This is a genomic window from Caballeronia sp. LZ001 (genome assembly GCF_031450875.1).
Taxonomy (GTDB): Bacteria; Pseudomonadota; Gammaproteobacteria; order Burkholderiales; family Burkholderiaceae; genus Caballeronia.
Map to the genome: position 1 here is coordinate 921,004 of NZ_JARTVX010000004.1, position 19,549 is coordinate 940,552.

The following is a 19,549-nucleotide window of genomic DNA, read 5'->3' on the forward strand; positions in this document are numbered from 1 at the left end:
TTGCCCGCTTCTTGCTTGGAGCTTACGGATTTTTCGATGCCGTTCCGGAGACGACGATATGGGCAAATTCGAACCGATTCGCGACGCCATTCAGGCGGACGCCGATGCATCCCGTGGGGCTCACATGGATATCGTCTATATCGAGGGACTCACGGGCCAGACGGTGATCGGCATCGACAAGAGCGAACTGCACGACCCGCAGCCGGTGCGCATGAATCTCGCGATCGGCGTGCCCTCGCTGCGCGCGTGCGTCACGGATCGTATCGAAGATACCGTCAATTATGCTGCGGTGCGAGAGGCGATTCTCGGGCTCCTGGCAGCGCACCATGTGCAGTTGCTCGAAGCGCTCGCCGAACAGATCGCGCAGCGCGTGATCGCGGACTTCGGCGCGCATTGGGTGAAGGTATCGCTCGAAAAGCCGGCCAAGTTCGAGGATGTCGAAGCGGTGGGCGTCGTCATCGAAAGGCGGCGGAGCACGGCGACGGCATCGCCGCGTGGCGGCGTGAGTCTCGCGTGGATCGGACGCGGCTATATGCCGGAATGAGCGTCGAGTCTTGCCGGTGCGTCACTGACGACACCGGCAGCATCTACATGAAACGGCTGAACCGGCTTATCGAGCCGCCGCCTTCTGCACGATTCCGCAAGCCTTGAATGCGTCCTTCTGAAGCTCGCGGTACTTCTTCGTCTGTGCCTTGGCGCGATCCACGCGAAACTCGCCGCCGCCTTCGCCACCGAGCGAGGCGTACTTGGAGAACGTCATCTGCTCGACGAAATCGTCGTAGGTAAGGCTCTGGGAGATCTTGTCGATGGCGCAGGAGCACTTGTAGACGTTGGCGAAGTCGTGGCCGTTGTCGTCCATGCAGCCGAGCACGTATTCGACGCGTCCCTCGGTCGGATAATCATGTCGCGAAGCGGAAGCGCCGTCCTTGGCCGCGGCCGTCGCGCCGAACGAAAGCGGCGAAGCGAGCGAGAGGCAAGTGAGCACCGTCAACGCGCAGCAACGTGGGGTCATGCGATAAGCCTCGTATTCATCCGTGATTCATGTTTGATTCGAAAGCAGCCGGCGCGGATGTAAGCCCCGCACCGGCCACGACAGACGATCAGTTCGCCGCGAACGGATGCGCCGCCGATCCCTTCTTCGAAACGACTTCCGAAGCCTTGGGCTCGCCCGCCACCGCACGCTGGAGAGCTTCCTTGGTTGCCTTGTAGTTGTACTCCTGAATCTTCTTGTCGTCATCCGCTTCCCAGTGGATGAAAACCCCGACGCAGATGAAAAGGTCGTCGGCTTCGTCGGCGGGAATGGTGCCGTCCTCCACGCTGTCGGCGACCGCGAGCGCCACCGCATGCTGCGCCGGGCCGAACATCTGCACGGCTTGCTTCGCGCCCTTGATCGTGACCTTGTTGAAGAGAATGGTGTTCGGCTTGGTCAGCAGATTCGGTGCGACCACGGCGAGTAGCGATGTGAAGCCGTCCTTGTTGTTGGTCAGCGCGTTGCAGAACGCGGTCTCGGCAGCGGAACCTCGCGGTCCGATGATCAAGTCGATGTGAGCGACTTCGTTGCCATCGCCGACGAGCGACTCTCCTACCAGAACGCGGTTGATCTTGGCCATGCTCTTCCTCCAATGGATTTGTTTCTAGGGACGTCTGACTCGCTCCCGAAGCACGATCCTCAAACTCGTCTCAAGGCGTTCGCACCGCGCAAAGCGGACTGCATAAACGCGAAGTTCCTAACATGTTCCGTGCCAATTTTTGTCCGCGCCGGCGCGCTTCGTGCAAATCATTCGGCAAACGCGCCCATCGCGAGCGCCACGAACAAGGTTGCAACCGCGAGGTCCGCGCTCGTGCCGGGGTTGATGCCGCGCGCCTTCAGTTCGGCGTCCCACGAGTCGAATTCGGGGCAGTCGTGAAAACTTCCTTCGGCGCGCCATCGGTCGTGATGTAAAGCTGCATCGCGCGTGACACTTTGCGCCATCGCCGCGCCGAGCTTGCGCACTATGTGCGAATCGGGCCATGAACGCAGGAAGATGAGGAACGCGTCGAGCATGGCTTCCTGTGCCGTCGATGCATCGATCAGTCGGACGGTATCGAAGATATCGGCGAAGCCGTTGGCGTATTGCCGCGCGATGCTGTCGCGGTCGGCGGCAAGCGTCATCGCCGCGCGCAGGTCGATAGTTGGCGCGGCGTGGACGGTTTGTTCCGGCGCGTCGCCGAGGCCGCCCGGATTGGCCAGCGCAATCGCGCGGTAAGCGAGGCGCGCGTCTTCCATGTCGAGCGCATGCAGCGCGCTTTGCGTTGCAGTGCGCCAAGCGGCGATATCGCGTGGAGCGGCTTCTTCGAAAGCCACGCACAGCGGCGCGCACAAGAGCACGATGCCGAGGTTCGTATTGCAGCCTGCAACGTCGAAACTGCGGCGCACCGCTTCGAGAATGCGCGTGCCGACGCTTGCATTCGGCTCGAACAAGCCGATTGCAGCCGCTTGAGCGCTTTCGACGAACTGGCTCGCGATCATTCCGTGTCCGGCGCTCGCCGTGCTCACGTTGCCCGGTTTGCGCGTTTCCACATCGAGCCGGCATGCGCGCAGAAAAGCCGCTTTGATGTGATGAAGCTCAGGCATCGCCGCTCGCCCGCGCGAGGTTTCCTTTCGATGCCGCGAGCTTGCGGTCGAGCAGATCGTCGACGAGCAGCGCGGCGATATCGAGCGATGTCACCGATTGCAGCCCGCGCCACGCCGCCACGCCGTTCACTTCGAGGACGAGCGGCCGGCCGCCTTCCGGCGCGATGAGATCGACGCCCGCGTAATCCAGGCCGAGCGCAGCGGTTGCGCGTACCGCCGTTTCCGCGAGCGCGGGCGTGAGTTCGGCGGGCTCGCAGCGTGCACCGCGCGCGAAGTTATGAATCCAGTCCTCGCCGCCCACGCGCTTCATCGCGGCCACGGCCTGCGTGCCGATCACGAGCACGCGCCAGTCGAAACCGGGCTCGCCGGTATCGACATAACGCTGAAGATATGCGACCTGACTAAAAGGCTTGAGCGATGGCAACGGCGCGCACGCCTGCCCGCGCGAGCGCGCGCCGAGCCGCTTCAAGCCCTTGCCTTGCGATCCGAACAACGGCTTTATGACGACCTGCCGCCCCGCAGCCGCCTCGCGCATCAACACGCGTTGCGCATGCGCCGTGGATTCGCCGGCCCATGTGGCCGGGGTCGGCACGCCGTAGCGGTTGAGCAGAAAGCTCGTCATCGACTTATCCACGCTGCGCTCGATCGCGCGGGCGTCGTTATAGACCGGCACGCCGCATTCGCGCAGCGCATGCAGAATGCCGAGCCGCAACGTGACCTGCTCGAAGGTTCCGCCCGCGATGCCGCGCACGAATACCGCATCGGGCAGGGCGTGGCCGAAGCCGGGAATCGCGAGGCCGAACGGTGGCCAGGTGGTGTCGATACGGCAATCCGCGAGATCGACGGAACGCGCCTCCACGCCGCGCGCGCGGAACGCCTTCTTCAGCCGGCCCGTGTGCCAGCCGGTTTCGTCGGTCATGATGGCGACGCGCGATACCATCGTCATGCCGCGTCCTTCTTGCCGCGCCATTGCGCATCGAGCAGCGCCTGATCGAGCTTGCCGCCGCGATAGGTCGCGCCGCTTTCTAGGCTCGATACCCACGCTTCGGCGGGCGCGAAGAGCGCGCCATCGATCTGATAAAAGTCGTAGTTGAACGACGTGAAGATTTCCGCGAAGGGACGCCCGTAATCGCGCGCATTCGACGAAGGCAACTCGGCGGCAAGGCGCTTCGCCACGGCATCGCTCTTGACGGTGAGATGCACGCGGCCTCCGTAGAGAATGGCGTCGTTGGTGCGGCCCATCGCCTGAATGGCGTCGGGCGAGGGCGGCGGCAAGGGCGCGGTGCCGCTGCCTTCCACGATCTCGCTCAGGTCCACGCCCAGCACATGCGTCTTATGGAGCGCCACTTCCACCACGCGTGCAACGACTTGCACCGTGCCCGCCACAGACTGCGTCGGCGTGACCGCGATGACGAGCTTGTCCGCCGCGAGCCCGCAATCCGCGAGTACTTTGTCGATGACGATCTGCGGTGGCAAGCGGTCCACTTCCATGACGAGCGCGCCGCGTTCGTGATGGTCGCGATACGCGAGTTCGTCGAAGAGCGGCTCCTTGCCTGCAAGCGCGCGCGCTGGCCCCGAGCCAAGCGAGAAGAACTTCTTGCCGCCGGTTTGTTCCTTCGTCGCCGAAAGACTCCAGCCCGCGTACTGACTGCCGAGACAGGCGAGCACGGGGTTCGAGGTCTGCACTTCGATATAGCTCGGCCAGGAAGGCGCGGCATCGAAAGCGCTGCGCAACTCGACACGCCCGAGCCCGCCCATGCAGATACGCGCGATCAAGAGGCCCGCTTCGGCGCTGCCTGCGGCGTTCACGCCAGCATCGACGATAACGGTGCCAGCCGGCGTGCGCGTGACTTCCACCCGCAAGCGCGCGGCGTCGTCGATCAGGCGATCCACGAGCCTCGCGCTCGATGCGTTGACGCTGAGTTGATTCGATGAAGTCATGGGCAGTATGAGTCGATGCGTTGCAGAAGCCGAGCGCTTTCATTTGTCAGTGCATTGCGCAAGGCGTCGAGCGTGGGCCCGGCCGCGGTGACCGTGCAGACCGGCATGCCCGCTTCGATGCGCGCGCCGGTGAGCGGCACGTCGTGACACGCGGGGTCTTCGAAACACGCATCGCTGAAGAGGCGCGACACGGTGAACGACGCGGGCGCAAAGACCACGCGCTGGCCCGCTATCGACGCCGGCGTTCGCGACGATGCAAGCGCCGAATGCGGCAACGCGCCGTGCAGGCATGCGTCGAGATGCGCGCCGATCAATCCGCGCGGCCATTCATCGGGCCATGCGGCTTCGTAGAGCGCCATCGTCGAGGAGGGGCGTGTGTTCACTTCGAGGACTTGAAACGTGTCGTCATCGAGCAGAAAGTCGATGCTGTTGAGTCCCGTCAAGCCGGTCTTCCACACGATGGTTTCGATGGCGGCAACGATGCGCTCGGTTATCCCTGGCGGCAATGCGATCGGCCCGAGCGAACCCGCGTGCACGAAAGGCAGACGCCCTGTTTCGATACTCAACTGTTCCGCGAAGCCAATGATCGCCGCTTCGCGACGCGCCGCGACGAAGAGCGCGGACATCGAACGGCCTTGCGCGAGACGCTGAAAATAGGCATCGGCGGGAGCGTTGTCAGCGTGTTCCGCCCATTCGATATGCGTGCCGCCGCAGCCGTCCGAACGCTTCATGAGCCAGCCGCGCGCATCGGCGGGCCTCTCGAAGCGCACTGCCGGATGCGCGATCTGCGCGTCGTCGAGCAGCGCGAAGAAGCGGCGCGGGTCGCGCACCGCGGCGGCTTCCACGCCATTGCCGATGAAGCGCGGCATATGCGGCATGCGGCTCAGTTCACTCGCGAGCGGTTCGAGCCCGCTCGTCACGATGAGCCCCAGCATGCGCGGCAGACGCGCGGCGCATTCGAGCGCATCGAAAAGACGGGCGCGGTCTATCGACAAGCCATCCCCTCCGATATCGAACCACATGCCCGAGTTCTCGCGCGTGTCGCGGTCGCCGAAGATATCGAGCGCCACGACGTTGAGCCCGGCACGCGCGGCGGATTGCGCGAGCAGCCGGGCTGAAAGCCCCGCCACGGCGACGCGTGGCGCACGCGCTGCGACGGAATGGATCATGAGCCGAGCCCCGCGACGACCGCGCGCGCTTCGTCGAATGCTTCAGGATAGCCGAGATACACGGGCTTGCCGCCGGTACGCATGCGCAAGAAGAGCCGATGCTCCGCCTGATACTTCACATTGCCAATGGCGAGCGCGCCGATGCCGATGGCGTCCGCGCGCGCCGCGCCCGCGAGCGGCTTGCCGTTGTCCATCACGTTGACGCCCGCGATGCCTTCGGGCGGCACCGCGTTGACGTCCGCCGCGATCAGCAGGTTCTTGGCATGCGCGAGATCGGCGGCACTCATCACCTGCACGCCTGCAACTGCGGTGGCGAAGACGACTTCCGCACGCGCCAGTTCGCGATGCAATTGCTCGGGCGTGCCGGTCGCAACGCCGGACGTGGCAATGTCGAAGCGCCGGTTGATCTCGTCGCTCACCTGGGTCGCGCGGGACTGGCTCGAATGGCTCGCGACGACGACATCCGCACCGAGCGATGCGGCCATCGCGGCCGCGACGCGTCCCACCGCGCCCGTGCCGCCGAGTATCAAGACGCGCTTGCCGCCGAGATCGACGCCATGCACGGCCTTCAGATGTTTTTCCGCGAGCGCGACGAGCGCGGCGGCCGTGGTGTAGGCGCCCGATGGGTCGGTAAAGACAGAGACCTCGAAGGGCGGGACCATCGCCTGACGCGCCTTTTCGAGCATGTCGGCGGCGAGCATGACATCGCGTCCGCCTATGAAGATGCCCGTGCGCGATACCCCCTTCGGTCCGCGTGAAAAGATCGCATCCTGCGTGAGTTGCACGACGATATCTTCATCGACATTGCAGTAAGGCACGACGATCTGATAGCCGGCATCGGCCGCCATGTTGACATCGAACGGACTCATCTGCGGCGTGCTCGTGAACATGTGGAGCACATAAGGTCTTTCGAAAGCTTCGGACATGTCGATGGACTCGTGGTCGATTTGGAATTGATGAACGCAGGTTCAGGCAGCATCCGCGCCTTGCTCGCGGCGGTTGGCGGCACGCCATGTCGCGCCGCGATTGCGGCCGGTAGCGATGGAAAAGGTGAGGGGTGCGCGAGGCGTCACGCGTTGCGCGGTCGCGAGTGCGCGTTCGGCGTCCTGCGCGCTTGCGACGAACGCGAAGCCGACCGGTCCCCATGACGTCTGCCCGATGCCGGCCTTCTGCTCGGCGGCGACGGCTTCGAGCGCGCGCGCCACGGCGGGGCTTGCGAACACGCCGCCTTGCACGGGCGCGAAGTATTCGCCGATGGTCTGCTGCAAGTCGCTGATGGCGTCGGCGAAGGTATCGAAGTCGCTTTCGGCGGCGGCGGGCAGGATACGCATCAGCGCGAGATGACTGAGATGCGCGGCGAGTGTTTCAGGGAAGGGATCGAGTGCGGCGAGTCCGCGCCTTTCTTCGTCGCCGTGCAGACCTTCGCGCGAGGTGTCGTCGATAAGAAGCACGCGCCAGTCATCGGGGAAGGCCTGGCGCGAGATCAGCGGCGGCAACGTATTCGCGGATGCGTGGCGCATGTCGCGGCCGCCGTCGAGAATGAGGCCGCCGTGATCGAAGCCATGAATGCCGATGCCGGAGCGCGCGCCCCGTTTGAGTATGCGCGCGATGTCCGTGGTGTTTGTTCCGTTGTGACCGGTTGCTCGTGCGAAGGCGGTGCCGAGCGTCAGGGCGAGCTGCGTGCCAGAGCCGAGGCCCGTATGCGCGCGCGGTGCTTCGTGTACGTCTATATCGACGGCACGCGGTTCATTGAACGCCGCCTGCAATTGCTGAAGGTAATGAGCGATACGCTCTTTCTGCGCTTCCGTGACATGGCCTTCTATCTGCGCCGTCTGCTGCCGCGTGCCATGAGCGATGCGCGCGGTGAGACGCGTGCCGTGTCCTTCTATCGCGAGCCCGAGACTGCCGAAGGCGCGGCCTGAGGAGCCGTTCGGATCGAGGAAGCCGAGATGCAGGCGCGCGGGTGCTTCGACCGTGATCGCCGGTAAAGGCGATAAGCGTCGGGGTGAGGTTGGCATCGCGGCTCGTGTTCCTTCAGGGGGTTTTGGGCTTCCCTGTTAGGCAAAAGTTATACCAAGGCTGCACGCGCCGCGTGGCCGGGCTAGTCGTACTTGATATAGCGGAAGCGTTGATCGTCGGATGGCGTGCCGTCGAGCGGACCGTTTTCCTTGCCTGGCTGCCACTGCACCACGTCTTCGATACGCGTGGCGAGCGCGAAGTCCTTGTCGGTAATGCCCTTGGCCGAATGCGTCTTGAGCTTGACCACGACGAACGCATAAGAGACGGTCAGGTCGGGATGATGCCAGGCCGCTTCGGCAAGATGCCCGACCGTATTGACGACCATGAGCGTGCCCTTCCAGCTCTCGGTCTTGAACTTGCGCCTGAGCCATCCGTCCTCGAGATACCAATGCGCGAGCGGACCCGTAAGCCGTTCCCGCACCTCTTCATCCGAGTAGACCTTCTCTGCTTGAGCCATGACGTTGCCTCCTTATGGAAAACACCGAGTATGCGCCGCGTGCGTTGATCGTGAAGCGGCGCTGCGCAATGCTGCGACGCGTCATGTGACACCTGAGCAAGCGTTGCTGTTCCATCACATGAAGCCTTTCGCGTATTTGACACAGTATGTGTCGCACGCCGCCATTCGCACGCCACAAAACAAGCGTTCGCAAACCGGCATGGAATATGCAAATGCCCGGTCACGCAAGATCCCGGCAATGTACCGGGGCACAAGCGAATCTCGTTACCTGCATTCAGAAGGCGCGCACGATGCAAACGGTAGCGTGGTCATTCCCGGGTCGGAGGCATCATCATTCTGGAGGAGACATGAACTTACGCACCCTGGTTCTTGGACTGGCGGTGGTCGCAACGGCAGGCCTCAATTCGTACGTGGCGCAGGCTGATTCGCAACTCGACACCGCAATCAAGAATCCTTCGAACTGGGCGGCGCAAGCGGGCGATTATTCCAATCACCGCTATAGCACGCTCAAGCAAATCAACGAGAACAACGTCGGCAAGCTACAGGTTGCCTGGACCATGTCCACCGGTGTGCTGCGAGGCCATGAAGGCTCGCCGCTCGTCATCGGCGACACGATGTATATCCATTCGCCGTTTCCCAACAAGGTTATCGCCATCAGTCTGAAGGACCAGACGTTCATCTGGCAATACCAGCCGAAGCAGGACAATCAGGTCATCTCGGTGATGTGCTGCGATACGGTCAACCGTGGTCTCGCATATGGCGACGGCAAGATCTTCCTGCAGCAAGCCGACACGAAGCTCGTCGCGCTCGACGCCAAGACCGGCGACGTCGTATGGACCGCGCAAAACGGCGATGCGAAGAAAGGCGAAACCAACACCAACGCGCCGCACGTCTTCGGCGACAAGGTGTTGACGGGCATCTCCGGCGGCGAGTTCGGTGTTCGCGGCCGGCTCATTGCCTACAACATCAAGGACGGCAAGGAAGTCTGGAAGGCCTACAGCACCGGGCCCGACAATGAGATGCTGATGGACCCGCAGCAAACGATGACCTGGACCGACGGCAAGATGGCGCCCATCGGTGCGGACTCGTCGCTCAAGAGCTGGCAGGGCGATCAGTGGAAGTATGGCGGCGGGACCACATGGGGCTGGTATGCATGGGACCCGAAGCTCAACCTTGTCTACTACGGTACAGGCAACCCCGGCACGTGGAACCCGACGCAACGACCCGGCGACAACAAATGGTCGATGTCGATCTTCGCGCGCGACCTGAATACCGGCAAGGCGAAGTGGGTCTATCAAATGACGCCTCACGACGAGTGGGACTATGACGGCGTCAACGAAATGATCCTGTCGGACCTGAACATCAACGGCAAGAAGACGCCGGCGATCGTTCACTTCGACCGTAACGGTTTCGGCTATACGCTCAATCGAGAAAGCGGCGAACTGCTCGTGGCGCAGAAGTACGACCCGGCGGTGAACTGGGCCAATAGCGTCGATCTGAAGAGCGGCCTGCCGATTCGTAACGCCAGCTACTCCACGCAGGCAGCCGGTCCCGATCACAACGTCAAGGGCATCTGCCCGGCGGCGTTGGGCTCGAAAGACCAGCAACCCGCCGCATTCGATCCGAATTCGAGCCTGTTCCTCGTGCCGACGAACCACGTCTGCATGGACTACGAGCCGTTCCAGGTCGACTACGTGTCGGGTCAGCCGTTCGTCGGCGCCACGCTCTCGATGTTCCCTGGTCCGAACGAGAACGGCGCGATGGGTAACTTCATCGCGTGGGATGCGTCGAAGGGCAAGATCGCATGGTCCAAGACGGAGAAGTTCTCGGTGTGGTCCGGCGCGCTCGCAACCGCAGGCGGCGTGGCGTTCTACGGCACGCTCGAAGGCTACATCAAGGCCGTGCGTATCAAGGACGGCAAGGAGCTGTGGAAGTTCAAGACGCCGTCCGGGATCATCGGCAACGTGTTCACCTATCAATACCAAGGCAAGCAGTTCATCGGCGTGTATTCGGGCATCGGCGGCTGGGCCGGCATCGGCATGGCAGCGGGACTCGAAAAGTCGGCGGAAGGCCTGGGTGCGGTTGGCGGCTATCGCGAGCTTGCAAAGTACACCGCACTCGGCGGCACGCTCTTCGTGTTTGCCATTCCGGGCAACGCGGGCTGATTACGTATCAGCCGTTTCGTTAGCCTGCAACTAGTTCGATTCGAAGCGTAATGACGCGCGGCGGTCAGGGAGTCCGCCGCGCGTGAACAACCCACATACGAGATATTCAAGGAGACAAGCGAATGAAAGGCCGATCACTCTTGCTGCTGTCGATTGCGCTCGCGGCGTCCAGCGCTTCGTTTGCCCAGACGAGCCCGGGACAAATGAAGCCCGTGGCGTACAAGGTCGTCGATGGCAACAAGGTCGATGCCGATACGCTGCAAGGATGGCGTACCTGGCGCGCGCTCGCGTGCGAACGTTGTCACGGGGCGAAGCAGGAGGGTCTCGTCGGCCCGTCGCTCGTCGATGCTTTCAAGACGTTGGACAAGAACGAGTTTCATCGCACCGTGTTTGGCGGACGCGTGGATAAGGGTATGCCCGATTTCAGCGCGAGCCAGATGATGCAGAAAAACTGGGAGAATCTCTTTGCGTATCTGAAGGGACGCTCAGACGGCAAGATCAATCCGGGCGATTTACAAGCGCTCGATGCGAAGTGATTGCGTTCGTTGCTTGTCCGATGTTGCATGAAGTTGCATTTGAACCCGGAGGTATCGATGTCAGATCGTAATGGAAGCCGCGCCGCTTCGTTCCGATTCCCGGCCGTATCGAACACGGTATGCGCGGCGTTGCTCGCGTTCACGGCGCAAACGGTCTTCGCGCAGGGCGCGGGTACACCGCCGCCGAACTTGCCTAACAACGACGGCGCGGACGGCGTGCTGCGCGTGTGCGCGGATCCGAACAACATGCCTTTGTCGAATCAGAAGGGCGAAGGCTTCGAGAACAAGATCGCAAGCCAGATGGCAAGCGACTTCGGCTACAAGCTCGAATACACGTTTTATCCGCAACGCATGGGATTCGTGCGCAATACGCTGCGCGACAAGGCACCGAGCACGGATCAGTTCAAGTGCGATCTGATTATCGGCGTGCCCAAAGGTTATGAACTCACCGCGACCACGCGCCCTTATCTGCACTCGACCTATGCCATGGTGTTCCCGAACCGGCCGGAGTACGCCAGCATCAAGTCGCCGGCCGATCTCATGAATCTGCCGCCGGATCAGTTGAAGAAGATGAAGCTCGGCATCTTCGTGAAGAGTCCCGCGACTGACTGGCTGTTGCAACACAATCTGATCGAACAGGCGGTGTCGTATCAGGGGCAAAGCGGCGATCCCGACGCCTTTCCCGGCGAGATGATCGAGCATGATCTGTCGCAAGGCAATGTCGATGCCGCCTTCGTCTGGGGCCCGATTGCAGGCTATTTCGTGAAGCTCTCGGATAACAAGGCGCGCCTCGTGCCGTTCGCACCGCAACCCGGCATTCGCTTCGATTATGAAATTTCAATGGGCGTGCGTTACGGCGAAAAAGCATGGCGCGACAAGGTGGATAACTGGATTGCGTCGAACCAGCCGAAGATCGATCAGATACTGACGAGCTATCAGGTTCCGTTGCTGCCGCTGCAGCCGCTGCAGCCGGCCTCCACGCAATGAGGTTCGACATTCGAGGTATTGCCCTCGCCTGCGCGCTTGGCGGCTTCGTCTCGCTGATGCCGCCGGCCTCGTTCGCGGCGGATACACCGCCTGCTTCCGCGCCTGCCACCGAGATTGCGCCAGCCGAACGCTTGCTGTTCATGGAGCCGCATCTGGATGGCGTGGATCAGCAAACCGAGCTCGACTATGCGGTGGATTTTTCCGGGCCGCCGGCGAAGGTCAAGGACACGGTCCGCGTGCTCGTGGTGAGCAAGGGCAACACGAAGAACGATGCGCGCGTGTCCGATCGCACGGGCAATGTGGACGTGCCAGGGGGGCTGCCGTGCAATCCGGTGATCATCTATTTTCTGGAGCATGACATCACGGAGATGCAGGAGTTGACGGGCGGGCAGCGTCGCTACTTTCAGCAGCGCGTGAGACTGGCGCTTGCGGCAAACCCGGCAATTACGCCTGTTTCCGGCGAGGCGCTCGGGCTGGCCAGGAACGTGAAAGCGAAGCAGATCGTCATTCAGCCCTTCCTCAACGATCCCAATGCAGAACGTCTGCAGCAATACACGAACAAGCGCTACACCTTCGTCGTTGCCGATGATGTTCCCGGACATGTCGTCTTGATTCGCACCGAAGTGCCGGGCGCGGGGAACGACTTCGCGCATCCGCTGCAGAAGGAAACGGTCGCTTATTCGGGCGCGCTCAAGAACATGGCCACGCCGGGAGGAAAGGTCGGCAACGCGCCACGGGCCAGTCGTTGAGGTGGATTGCACGAGCGCCGAGGCAAGCCGCTAAATCGTTCAGGAACGCCTCACGGATACGCCGCTGTGAACTTTATCCGCTCCCTCACCTTGCGTCAGTTGCAGATATTCGTGATAGCGACGCGCTGTCCGAGCTTCGCACGTGCGGCGGAGGAACTGCATCTGACGCAGCCCGCGGTATCCATGCAGATCAGGCAACTGGAAGAGGCGGCCGGCTTGCCGCTTTTCGAACGCGTGGCGCGGCGTCTCTCGCTGACGGAAGCGGGCGAACGCCTCTCGCATCATGCAAGCAGAATTCTCGGTGAGATCAAGGACGCCGAAGACGCGATGATGTCACTCACGCAAGCCGACAGCGGATCGATTGCGGTGAGTATCGTGAGTTCCGCGACTTACTTCGCGCCCAAGTTGCTCGCGCTGTATTCGCAGCAGTTTCCCAAGGTCGATGTGCGTTTTTCGGTCGGTAATCGCGAGACCTTGTTAAGGCTCCTGCAGGACAACGCGACCGACCTTGCCATCATGGGCCGCCCGCCGCCCGAACTCGGCACGACTGCAGAGCCGCTTGCTTACCATCCGCATGTGATCATCGCGCCGCTTTCGCATCCGCTGAGAACTGCGCGACGCTTCGATCTGCAGGAGCTTGCCAACGATACTTTCCTCCTGCGCGAACCTGGTTCCGGCACACGTGCCGTCGCCGAGCATGTGTTTAGGCAGAACCTCTTCACGCCATCGCGCAAAGTCACGCTCGGCAGCAACGAGACCATCAAGCAGGCCGTGATGGCGGGCATGGGTGTGAGCCTCATTTCGTTGCATACCTTGGGGCTCGAATTGCGCACGGGTGAGATCGCCGTGCTCGACGTGAACGGCACGCCCGTCGAACGTACGTGGCAACTCGTGCATTCGCGTTCGAAGCAACTCTCGCCGACGTGCCTTGCGTTTCGGCGCTTTCTTCTCGAACACGCCGAGCCTTTCCTCGAGCGCGAGTACGAACAGTTCGGCCTGCGCCGAACAAAACGTCTCGCCGATGCGGACAAGGTCCGATGAGCGCTGCTTTACGCTTCGCCGCGTTCCTGGTGCTGTGCGCGGCATCGGCACATGCGTTTGCAGAGGCCTCGTTTACGGTGAAGGAACTCGCGCCGGGGAACTACGTGCATCGCGGACTTGACGAGCTTGCCACGCCTGCGAACGGCGGCGATATTGCGAACGTCGGCTTCATCGTCGGCGAGCGTTGTGTGGCTGTGGTCGATACCGGCGGCACGCTCGCAGAAGGGCGCGCATTGCGCGCGGCGGTGCGCAGGGTGACGCCCTTGCCCGTCTGCTACGTGATCAATACGCACATGCACCCGGATCATATCTTCGGGAATGCGGCCTTCAAGGACGACCATCCGCAATACGTGGGCAGCGCCAAGCTTGCGCAGGCGGAGGCATTGCGCGCGGAGAACTACCTGCGTGCGCTGAAACGCGAACTGGGCGATGAAGCGACCGGCAGCGAAATCATTGCACCGACGATGACGATAGACGGCACGTCCACGCTCGATCTCGGCGGGCGCACGCTCACGCTGCAAACTTGGAAAACAGCGCACACCAACAACGACATGACGGTATACGATGAGAAGAGCGGCACGCTGTGGCTAGGCGACCTGCTTTTCGTGCATTGCATTCCCGTGGTGGATGGCAGCGTGACTGGTTGGCTTGACAATATCGCCCGCATTAAGCAGATGAATCCGCGGCATGTCGTACCCGGTCATGGCGACCTGGACGCGCCGTATCCGCGCTCGCTCGACGACGAGCAACAGTACCTCGCGAATTTGGCGCGCGATGTGCGTGCGGCCATCAAGCGCGGCGAAACGATTCAGCAGGCCGTGGATACCATCGGTCTCGGCGAGCGCGACAAGTGGCGGCTCTACGATGCCTATCACGCGCGCAACGTCACCGCTGTCTATGCTGAACTGGAGTGGGAGCAGTAGCGGCGCACGCCGCGTTGCAGCAAAGGAGGACACCATGAAGACGATCAGGCTTGGCGCACGCGCAGGCTTAGGGTTTGTCGCGGCGCTCACCATGTTTGCGCCTTACGCTTCGCATGCGGCGCAACCCGACGACGATCCAGACAAGGTGGCGCGCTGGCTCGACTTCAAGGAAGGCGCGTTCAAAGGGCGGCCGATCGACACGAAAGGCGATGCCGTCATCAAGTTCGATGCACCCAAACGCGCCGCCGATGCCGCCGTCGTACCCATTGCGATCAGCGCGCAGTTTCCGCAGACGAGCACGCATTACATCAAGAAGATTTATCTCTTCATCGACGAAAATCCCGAGCCCTACGCCGGTTCTTTCGAGTTCACGCCAGACTCCGGACTTGCCAGCATCGAGACACGGGTGCGGGTAGAGGATTACACGTTCATGCGTGCCATCGCCGAAACGAACGACGGACATCTGTATAGCGCGGTGCGTTTCATCAAGGCATCGGGTGGTTGCTCCGCGCCTGCGGGCAAGGACGAAGACGCGGCCGAACGCGCGGCGGGTCAGGTACGTTTGCAGGCGGAAGGCGCCCCTATTGCGGGCAAGCCCGAACTCGCGCAATTGATGGTGCGCCATCCTAATCGCACCGGCATGGCGATGGATCAGGTCACGCGTAACTATGCGACCGCGTACTTCGTGCGCAAGGTTGCCGTGACTTATGGCGGCAAGCCCGTGATGACCGCGAATGTGAATTTCTCGATCAGCGAGAACCCCAACTTCCGCTTCTATTTTCTGCCGAGGGAAAACGGAGAATTGAAGGTCGCTATTGAAGACACGAAGAACAAGCGGTTCGACGGCGAGGTTGCGATCACGACGCAATCGGGCACGCAAACCTCGGCCATGAAATGATGGGGCGCGGCTTGCGTGCGCTCATCGGTGCGTTGTTCCTCGCATTTTGCGCCGTCGTTCATGCGGCGATGAGCGGCATGCCCGCGCCCGTCGCAGTAGCGCCGGGCGTGTATGCGTTTATCGGTGACGGCGATGCTGTCGCGCCCGCGAATCACGGCATGGTCGCGAACAACGGCTTTATCGTGGGACCGAGCGGCGTGACGGTAATCGATACGGGAGCTTCGTACCGCTACGGACGCGCGATGATCGAAGCCATTCGAAAAGTCACGCCGCTACCCGTCACGCTCGTGATCATCACGCATCAAGGACCGGAGTTCGTTTTTGGCGCGGCGGCGTTCCGCGATCAGGGCGTGCCGATTCTCGCGCATTACCGCACGGCTCAGTTGATCCGGGAACGTTGCCCAATCTGTCTCGCGAACCTGCGAAAGACCCTCGGTGAAGACGAGATGGCAGGCTCGCGCGTCACGGTTCCCGACCGAACGGTGGAAGGCACCACGGAAGTCGTGAATGGCGATCGCAAGCTGCAATTGCTGCACTTCGGACCGGCAAGCACGCCAGGCGATCTGGCCGTGCTCGATACGCAAAGCGGCGTGTTGTTCGCGGGTAGTCTGATCTCGAACGGGCGCATCCCCGAACTGCGCAACGAGGACATTCATGGCTGGCTCGCGGCGCTGGAGAATCTGCGCGGACTCGAATCGAAGACTATCGTTCCGGCGTTCGGACCGCCGTTGAGCAACGACGACATCATGCAGACAGGCCTTTATCTGCGCGAACTCGACAGCGCGGTCAGACGCGCATATCGGAGCGGCATGGGACTGACCGAGGCCATGCATACCGTCGACTTGCCCGCCTTTCGCGGCTACAAGCTCTATGGCATAGCGCAGCCGCAGAACGTGCAACGTATCTATCTACAGTTGGAGAAGCAGTAACGCATTGTTGTTCATGACAAACACTCAGGAGACAAGACGATGGCCCAGCTCGTTGCGCTTTACAAGAATCCGTCCGATACGAAGGCATTCGACGACTACTACGCCTCCACGCACGCGCCGCTGGCGAAGACGTTGCCGGGCCTAAAGAGTTACCAGATCAGCACGGGGCCGGTTGCTACCGCGCAAGGCGAGTCGCCGTATTACCTGGTTGCGCTGCTTGAATTCGAATCGCTCGAAGCGATCGAGTCCGCGCTCGGGTCGCCTGAAGGCCAGAAGACCGCCGGCGACTTGGCGAATTTCGCGCAGGCGGGCGTCGAGCTGCTGATGTTCGACACGAAAGACGCCTGACAGCACGGTTGTTTTTCCGCATACGAAAAAGCCGGCGCTTCGCCGGCTTTTTTTTTGTTGGACGACGGTTCAAGCAGGTTTTGTATCCATCGATATATAATTCGTTCTGTGGCGTCCGATATAAAACGTGACGCAACCATGGAATGGAGCCTGCATCATGGCGCGACCGCGCAATTTCGACGAAGACGATGTGCTGAACACCATAGCCGAAGCATTCTGGACGCACGGCTATGAGGGCACGTCCACACGTGACCTCGTACAACTGACGGGTCTCACGCAACCGAGCCTTTACAACGCGTTCGGCGACAAGCGCGCGCTCTTTTTGCGCGCGCTCGATCACTATCTCGAACATACGTTGCGCGAGCGTATCGAGCGTCTCGAAGCCACTTGCACGCCTGCGCACGCCGTTGCGGGCTTCTTTCGCGAGATCGTCGAGCGCTCGGTATCGGATGAACACCGGCGCGGCTGCATGCTGGTCAATGCCGCGCTCGCGGCGCCGCTCGAGGACGAGGCGTTTCACGAACTCATCGCGAAGGAAGTCGAGTTGTTACGCGGCTTCTTCGAGCGCTGTCTTTCCGCCGCGTTCAAAAGCGGCGAGATCGAACGCATGATGTCCGCAACCGATGCCGCCACGAGTCTGCTCGCCGTGCTTCTCGGCGTGCGCGTGCTGGCGCGTATCGATCCTCAGCCGAAGCTGCTCGTGGCGGCTGTCGCTCCCACGCTCATGCTGCTGAAACTTCCGCCAATGCGTGCGAAGTTCGCCACGCGTTAGAACACACGTCACGCCATTCGCTCCGGGAGTCAACATCATGCAGGATCAAGCGTCGGCCTTACGCGCCGGTCAATCGGATTCACTCGACATGCGTTCCATCTACGCCATGCTCGCGGGCTTCTGCGCGAGTCTCGTCGCAATAGGTCTCGCGCGCTTCGCTTATACGCCGCTCATTCCACCGCTTATCGAAGCGCATTGGTTCACGTCGTCGCAAGCGGTGACGTTGGGCGCAGCCAATTTCGCGGGCTATCTCGCGGGCGCGTTGTTCGGCAGGTCCATGGCATCGACGCTCGGCAACCGGCTCGCGTTGCGCCTCTTGATGGCCATTGCCACGGCCGCGTTTTTCGCATGCGCGTTTCCGTTGTCGATTGCCTGGTTCTTCGGCTGGCGCTTTCTTTCGGGACTTTCGGGCGGCGCTATCATGGTGCTCGTCGCAACCACGATCCTTCCGCATATCGCGCCCGCACGGCGCGGCTTTGCAAGCGGCATGATCTTCTTCGGGCTGGGCTTCGGCATCGCGGCATCGGGCACGCTCATTCCGCGGCTGCTGCATTACGGCTTGCAGGCGACGTGGATCGGACTCGGCGTGTTCCCGCTTGTGTTGACGGTTGTCGCTTGGTTCGGCTGGCCATCGACGAATCCTCCCGTGCCTGCCGTGACCAGGGAGGCGCATGGCGCGCGTCATGACGGCACGCGTCTGCGCCTGCTTTACGCGCAATACGCGGCGAACGCACTGGGTCTCGTGCCCGCGATGATTCTGCTCGTCGACTATATCGCGCGAGGGATCGGACGCGGCGCCGGCGTCGGTGCGAGCTATTGGGTGCTGTATGGCGTGGCGGCTATCTTCGGGCCGCTCATCTGCGGAAATCTGGGCGACCGAATCGGCTTTGGCCGCGCGTACCGCTATGCGTTGATCGTGCAGGCGGCTGCAGCCGCGCTGCTCGCGATGTCGGGCCATGCCTATGTGATCGGCCTTGCGACCGTGATTCTCGGGCTCTTCACGCCCGGTATCGTGCCGCTTGCACTGGGTCGCGTGCATGAATTGCTGCCGCACGATCACGCGGAGCAGCGCGCCTCATGGAGTCGCGCGACTTCGGCATTCGCGCTCTTTCAGGCGGTCGGCGGCTATGGCTACTCGTTTCTTTTCTCGCATACGCATAACAACTACGCGCTGATCTTCGCATGCGGCGCGTTGGCGTTGACTGCCGCATTCGTCGCCGATCTGTTCGTGAATCGTGACTAACGCGATGGGCCCGTGTCGTCCGATTCCATGTCGGGGTCGGATATGCGCAAGTCCTGGCGTCTGTGATTGATGACGATGAATACGCTCATCAGAATCAGAAAGCTGGCGACTAGCATGGCCGAGTTGAAGAACACGCGCTCGTAACCGAGTTCCGCCACGTTGATGAACCAGTAGGGATAGAAGTCGGATGCACTGCCGCGCCATAACGTAATGAAGAGATAGCAGAGCGGATAGACGAGCCATAAGGCGCAGCGCCGCAATGACAGATGAAAGCGCGGCACGAAGAGCACCCAGTAAAGCGCGGCGAGCGCGGGCACGACCGTATGCAGCGATTCATTGACGAGCGCACGATAACCCGAGGGCGTCCATAGCCATCGCAACAACGCGTTATAGGCAATGCCCACGAACACGATATACACGACCACCGCCGTTACCACCGTCGGTTGACGAAAGAAGCGCGCAATGGGCGCGTTCGCGCGTATGGCCACGCAGGTGAAGCATAACGCCGTCAAGAACACCGTGAGGTTGGTGAGATAACTGGTGGTACGCGCAATGCCGTCGATCACGGTAAAGCCGCGTCCGACCATGCGCGCGATGGTGATATCCGTCTGCGCCGCGAGCGCGAGCCACGCAATCATGGCGATGGCGGCCGCCACGCCGAGCGATGCGGTGCTGGGCGTGTGCAGCGGCAAGTCGTGTTCGGGTGCGCGCGACGGCGTGCTCGAGGATTGTGAAGACGAGTCGGTCATGCACCCATT

Annotated in this window: 22 protein-coding genes; 12 read left to right on the forward strand and 10 right to left on the reverse strand. The window is 62.0% G+C overall.

What is annotated here, in order from left to right:
* Positions 1-58: 58 nt before the first annotated feature.
* The gene (locus tag P9292_RS14735; protein ID WP_309959723.1) at positions 59-544 is read left to right on the forward strand and encodes a dihydroneopterin aldolase; all 486 of its coding nucleotides are present in this window, start codon (positions 59-61) and stop codon (positions 542-544) included.
* Positions 545-610: 66 nt separating this feature from the next.
* Here P9292_RS14735 and P9292_RS14740 read toward each other — a convergent pair whose 3' ends face one another.
* The 9 genes from P9292_RS14740 to P9292_RS14780 all read right to left on the reverse strand — a co-directional run bounded on the left by P9292_RS14740 (position 611) and on the right by P9292_RS14780 (position 8,200).
* Complete coding sequence (locus P9292_RS14740) at positions 611-1,012, reverse strand: hypothetical protein (protein WP_244828808.1); 402 nt, start codon at positions 1,010-1,012, stop codon at positions 611-613.
* An 88-nt stretch (positions 1,013-1,100) separates the two neighbouring features.
* Positions 1,101-1,610 carry a formaldehyde-activating enzyme gene (fae, locus tag P9292_RS14745; RefSeq protein ID WP_244828807.1) on the reverse strand — a complete coding sequence of 170 codons (510 nt, stop codon included), beginning with the start codon at positions 1,608-1,610 and terminating at the stop codon, positions 1,101-1,103.
* A 167-nt stretch (positions 1,611-1,777) separates the two neighbouring features.
* Positions 1,778-2,614, reverse strand: coding sequence for a triphosphoribosyl-dephospho-CoA synthase (locus P9292_RS14750; RefSeq protein WP_250510408.1), 837 nt, complete (start codon positions 2,612-2,614; stop codon positions 1,778-1,780).
* Entirely contained in the window at positions 2,607-3,554 is a 948-nt protein-coding gene (locus tag P9292_RS14755; RefSeq protein ID WP_309964033.1) for a RimK family alpha-L-glutamate ligase, read from the reverse strand. Before P9292_RS14755 ends, P9292_RS14750 begins: the two co-directional genes overlap by 8 nt.
* A 2-nt stretch (positions 3,555-3,556) precedes the next feature.
* Positions 3,557-4,555, reverse strand: a complete 999-nt coding sequence (gene mch / locus P9292_RS14760) for a methenyltetrahydromethanopterin cyclohydrolase (protein ID WP_309959726.1) — start codon at positions 4,553-4,555, stop codon at positions 3,557-3,559.
* The gene (locus tag P9292_RS14765) at positions 4,552-5,724 is read right to left on the reverse strand and encodes an ATP-grasp domain-containing protein (protein ID WP_309959728.1); all 1,173 of its coding nucleotides are present in this window, start codon (positions 5,722-5,724) and stop codon (positions 4,552-4,554) included. Before P9292_RS14765 ends, mch begins: the two co-directional genes overlap by 4 nt.
* Positions 5,721-6,650, reverse strand: a complete 930-nt coding sequence (locus P9292_RS14770) for an NAD(P)-dependent methylenetetrahydromethanopterin dehydrogenase (protein WP_250493742.1) — start codon at positions 6,648-6,650, stop codon at positions 5,721-5,723. The genes P9292_RS14765 and P9292_RS14770 overlap by 4 nt, the downstream gene beginning before the upstream one ends.
* Positions 6,651-6,692: 42 nt before the next feature.
* Positions 6,693-7,742 carry a beta-ribofuranosylaminobenzene 5'-phosphate synthase family protein gene (locus tag P9292_RS14775; protein WP_309959731.1) on the reverse strand — a complete coding sequence of 350 codons (1,050 nt, stop codon included), beginning with the start codon at positions 7,740-7,742 and terminating at the stop codon, positions 6,693-6,695.
* Between the two features lie 83 nt (positions 7,743-7,825).
* Complete coding sequence (locus tag P9292_RS14780; protein WP_309959733.1) at positions 7,826-8,200, reverse strand: 4a-hydroxytetrahydrobiopterin dehydratase; 375 nt, start codon at positions 8,198-8,200, stop codon at positions 7,826-7,828.
* A gap of 347 nt (positions 8,201-8,547) precedes the next feature.
* Here P9292_RS14780 and P9292_RS14785 point away from each other — a divergent pair, with 347 nt between their 5' ends.
* The 11 genes from P9292_RS14785 to P9292_RS14835 all read left to right on the forward strand — a co-directional run bounded on the left by P9292_RS14785 (position 8,548) and on the right by P9292_RS14835 (position 18,791).
* The gene (locus tag P9292_RS14785) at positions 8,548-10,365 is read left to right on the forward strand and encodes a methanol/ethanol family PQQ-dependent dehydrogenase (protein ID WP_250510404.1); all 1,818 of its coding nucleotides are present in this window, start codon (positions 8,548-8,550) and stop codon (positions 10,363-10,365) included.
* Positions 10,366-10,487: 122 nt separating this feature from the next.
* On the forward strand, positions 10,488-10,901 hold the full coding sequence (locus P9292_RS14790; protein ID WP_244828799.1) for a c-type cytochrome: 414 nt from the start codon (positions 10,488-10,490) through the stop codon (positions 10,899-10,901).
* Between the two features lie 57 nt (positions 10,902-10,958).
* Positions 10,959-11,888 (forward strand): substrate-binding domain-containing protein, encoded by a 930-nt coding sequence (locus P9292_RS14795; RefSeq protein ID WP_250467531.1) that lies wholly within the window; start codon positions 10,959-10,961, stop codon positions 11,886-11,888.
* Positions 11,885-12,637 carry a hypothetical protein gene (locus tag P9292_RS14800; RefSeq protein ID WP_409015165.1) on the forward strand — a complete coding sequence of 251 codons (753 nt, stop codon included), beginning with the start codon at positions 11,885-11,887 and terminating at the stop codon, positions 12,635-12,637. The genes P9292_RS14795 and P9292_RS14800 overlap by 4 nt, the downstream gene beginning before the upstream one ends.
* A gap of 66 nt (positions 12,638-12,703) precedes the next feature.
* Positions 12,704-13,678: a LysR family transcriptional regulator gene (locus P9292_RS14805; protein ID WP_309959735.1), complete on the forward strand. Its 975-nt coding sequence runs from the start codon at positions 12,704-12,706 to the stop codon at positions 13,676-13,678.
* Positions 13,675-14,601: a quinoprotein relay system zinc metallohydrolase 2 gene (locus P9292_RS14810; RefSeq protein WP_309959737.1), complete on the forward strand. Its 927-nt coding sequence runs from the start codon at positions 13,675-13,677 to the stop codon at positions 14,599-14,601. Before P9292_RS14805 ends, P9292_RS14810 begins: the two co-directional genes overlap by 4 nt.
* 34 nt (positions 14,602-14,635) lie before the next feature.
* Positions 14,636-15,499 (forward strand): quinoprotein dehydrogenase-associated SoxYZ-like carrier, encoded by an 864-nt coding sequence (locus P9292_RS14815; protein WP_309959739.1) that lies wholly within the window; start codon positions 14,636-14,638, stop codon positions 15,497-15,499.
* A gap of 11 nt (positions 15,500-15,510) precedes the next feature.
* Entirely contained in the window at positions 15,511-16,428 is a 918-nt protein-coding gene (locus P9292_RS14820; protein ID WP_244828794.1) for an MBL fold metallo-hydrolase, read from the forward strand.
* A 39-nt stretch (positions 16,429-16,467) separates the two neighbouring features.
* Entirely contained in the window at positions 16,468-16,776 is a 309-nt protein-coding gene (locus P9292_RS14825; RefSeq protein ID WP_244828793.1) for an EthD family reductase, read from the forward strand.
* Positions 16,777-16,933: 157 nt separating this feature from the next.
* Positions 16,934-17,548 carry a TetR/AcrR family transcriptional regulator gene (locus P9292_RS14830; protein ID WP_250510399.1) on the forward strand — a complete coding sequence of 205 codons (615 nt, stop codon included), beginning with the start codon at positions 16,934-16,936 and terminating at the stop codon, positions 17,546-17,548.
* 37 nt (positions 17,549-17,585) lie between these two features.
* Entirely contained in the window at positions 17,586-18,791 is a 1,206-nt protein-coding gene (locus tag P9292_RS14835; protein WP_309959741.1) for a YbfB/YjiJ family MFS transporter, read from the forward strand.
* Here the strand turns inward: P9292_RS14835 and P9292_RS14840 are convergent.
* Positions 18,788-19,540 carry a Pr6Pr family membrane protein gene (locus P9292_RS14840; RefSeq protein ID WP_250467525.1) on the reverse strand — a complete coding sequence of 251 codons (753 nt, stop codon included), beginning with the start codon at positions 19,538-19,540 and terminating at the stop codon, positions 18,788-18,790. The two genes, P9292_RS14835 and P9292_RS14840, sit on opposite strands and share 4 nt — an antisense overlap.
* Between the last annotated feature and the right edge of the window lie 9 nt (positions 19,541-19,549).

Bases quoted from the DNA above. Each gene is read 5' to 3' on its own strand.
- P9292_RS14735 (WP_309959723.1), top strand. From the start codon at position 59: ATGGGCAAATTCGAACCGATTCGCGACGCCATTCAGGCGGACGCCGAT.
- P9292_RS14740 (WP_244828808.1), bottom strand. From the start codon at position 1,012: ATGACCCCACGTTGCTGCGCGTTGACGGTGCTCACTTGCCTCTCGCTC.
- fae (WP_244828807.1), bottom strand. From the start codon at position 1,610: ATGGCCAAGATCAACCGCGTTCTGGTAGGAGAGTCGCTCGTCGGCGAT.
- P9292_RS14750 (WP_250510408.1), bottom strand. From the start codon at position 2,614: ATGCCTGAGCTTCATCACATCAAAGCGGCTTTTCTGCGCGCATGCCGG.
- P9292_RS14755 (WP_309964033.1), bottom strand. From the start codon at position 3,554: ATGGTATCGCGCGTCGCCATCATGACCGACGAAACCGGCTGGCACACG.
- mch (WP_309959726.1), bottom strand. From the start codon at position 4,555: ATGACTTCATCGAATCAACTCAGCGTCAACGCATCGAGCGCGAGGCTC.
- P9292_RS14765 (WP_309959728.1), bottom strand. From the start codon at position 5,724: ATGATCCATTCCGTCGCAGCGCGTGCGCCACGCGTCGCCGTGGCGGGG.
- P9292_RS14770 (WP_250493742.1), bottom strand. From the start codon at position 6,650: ATGTCCGAAGCTTTCGAAAGACCTTATGTGCTCCACATGTTCACGAGC.
- P9292_RS14775 (WP_309959731.1), bottom strand. From the start codon at position 7,742: ATGCCAACCTCACCCCGACGCTTATCGCCTTTACCGGCGATCACGGTC.
- P9292_RS14780 (WP_309959733.1), bottom strand. From the start codon at position 8,200: ATGGCTCAAGCAGAGAAGGTCTACTCGGATGAAGAGGTGCGGGAACGG.
- P9292_RS14785 (WP_250510404.1), top strand. From the start codon at position 8,548: ATGAACTTACGCACCCTGGTTCTTGGACTGGCGGTGGTCGCAACGGCA.
- P9292_RS14790 (WP_244828799.1), top strand. From the start codon at position 10,488: ATGAAAGGCCGATCACTCTTGCTGCTGTCGATTGCGCTCGCGGCGTCC.
- P9292_RS14795 (WP_250467531.1), top strand. From the start codon at position 10,959: ATGTCAGATCGTAATGGAAGCCGCGCCGCTTCGTTCCGATTCCCGGCC.
- P9292_RS14800 (WP_409015165.1), top strand. From the start codon at position 11,885: ATGAGGTTCGACATTCGAGGTATTGCCCTCGCCTGCGCGCTTGGCGGC.
- P9292_RS14810 (WP_309959737.1), top strand. From the start codon at position 13,675: ATGAGCGCTGCTTTACGCTTCGCCGCGTTCCTGGTGCTGTGCGCGGCA.
- P9292_RS14815 (WP_309959739.1), top strand. From the start codon at position 14,636: ATGAAGACGATCAGGCTTGGCGCACGCGCAGGCTTAGGGTTTGTCGCG.
- P9292_RS14825 (WP_244828793.1), top strand. From the start codon at position 16,468: ATGGCCCAGCTCGTTGCGCTTTACAAGAATCCGTCCGATACGAAGGCA.
- P9292_RS14830 (WP_250510399.1), top strand. From the start codon at position 16,934: ATGGCGCGACCGCGCAATTTCGACGAAGACGATGTGCTGAACACCATA.
- P9292_RS14835 (WP_309959741.1), top strand. From the start codon at position 17,586: ATGCAGGATCAAGCGTCGGCCTTACGCGCCGGTCAATCGGATTCACTC.
- P9292_RS14840 (WP_250467525.1), bottom strand. From the start codon at position 19,540: ATGACCGACTCGTCTTCACAATCCTCGAGCACGCCGTCGCGCGCACCC.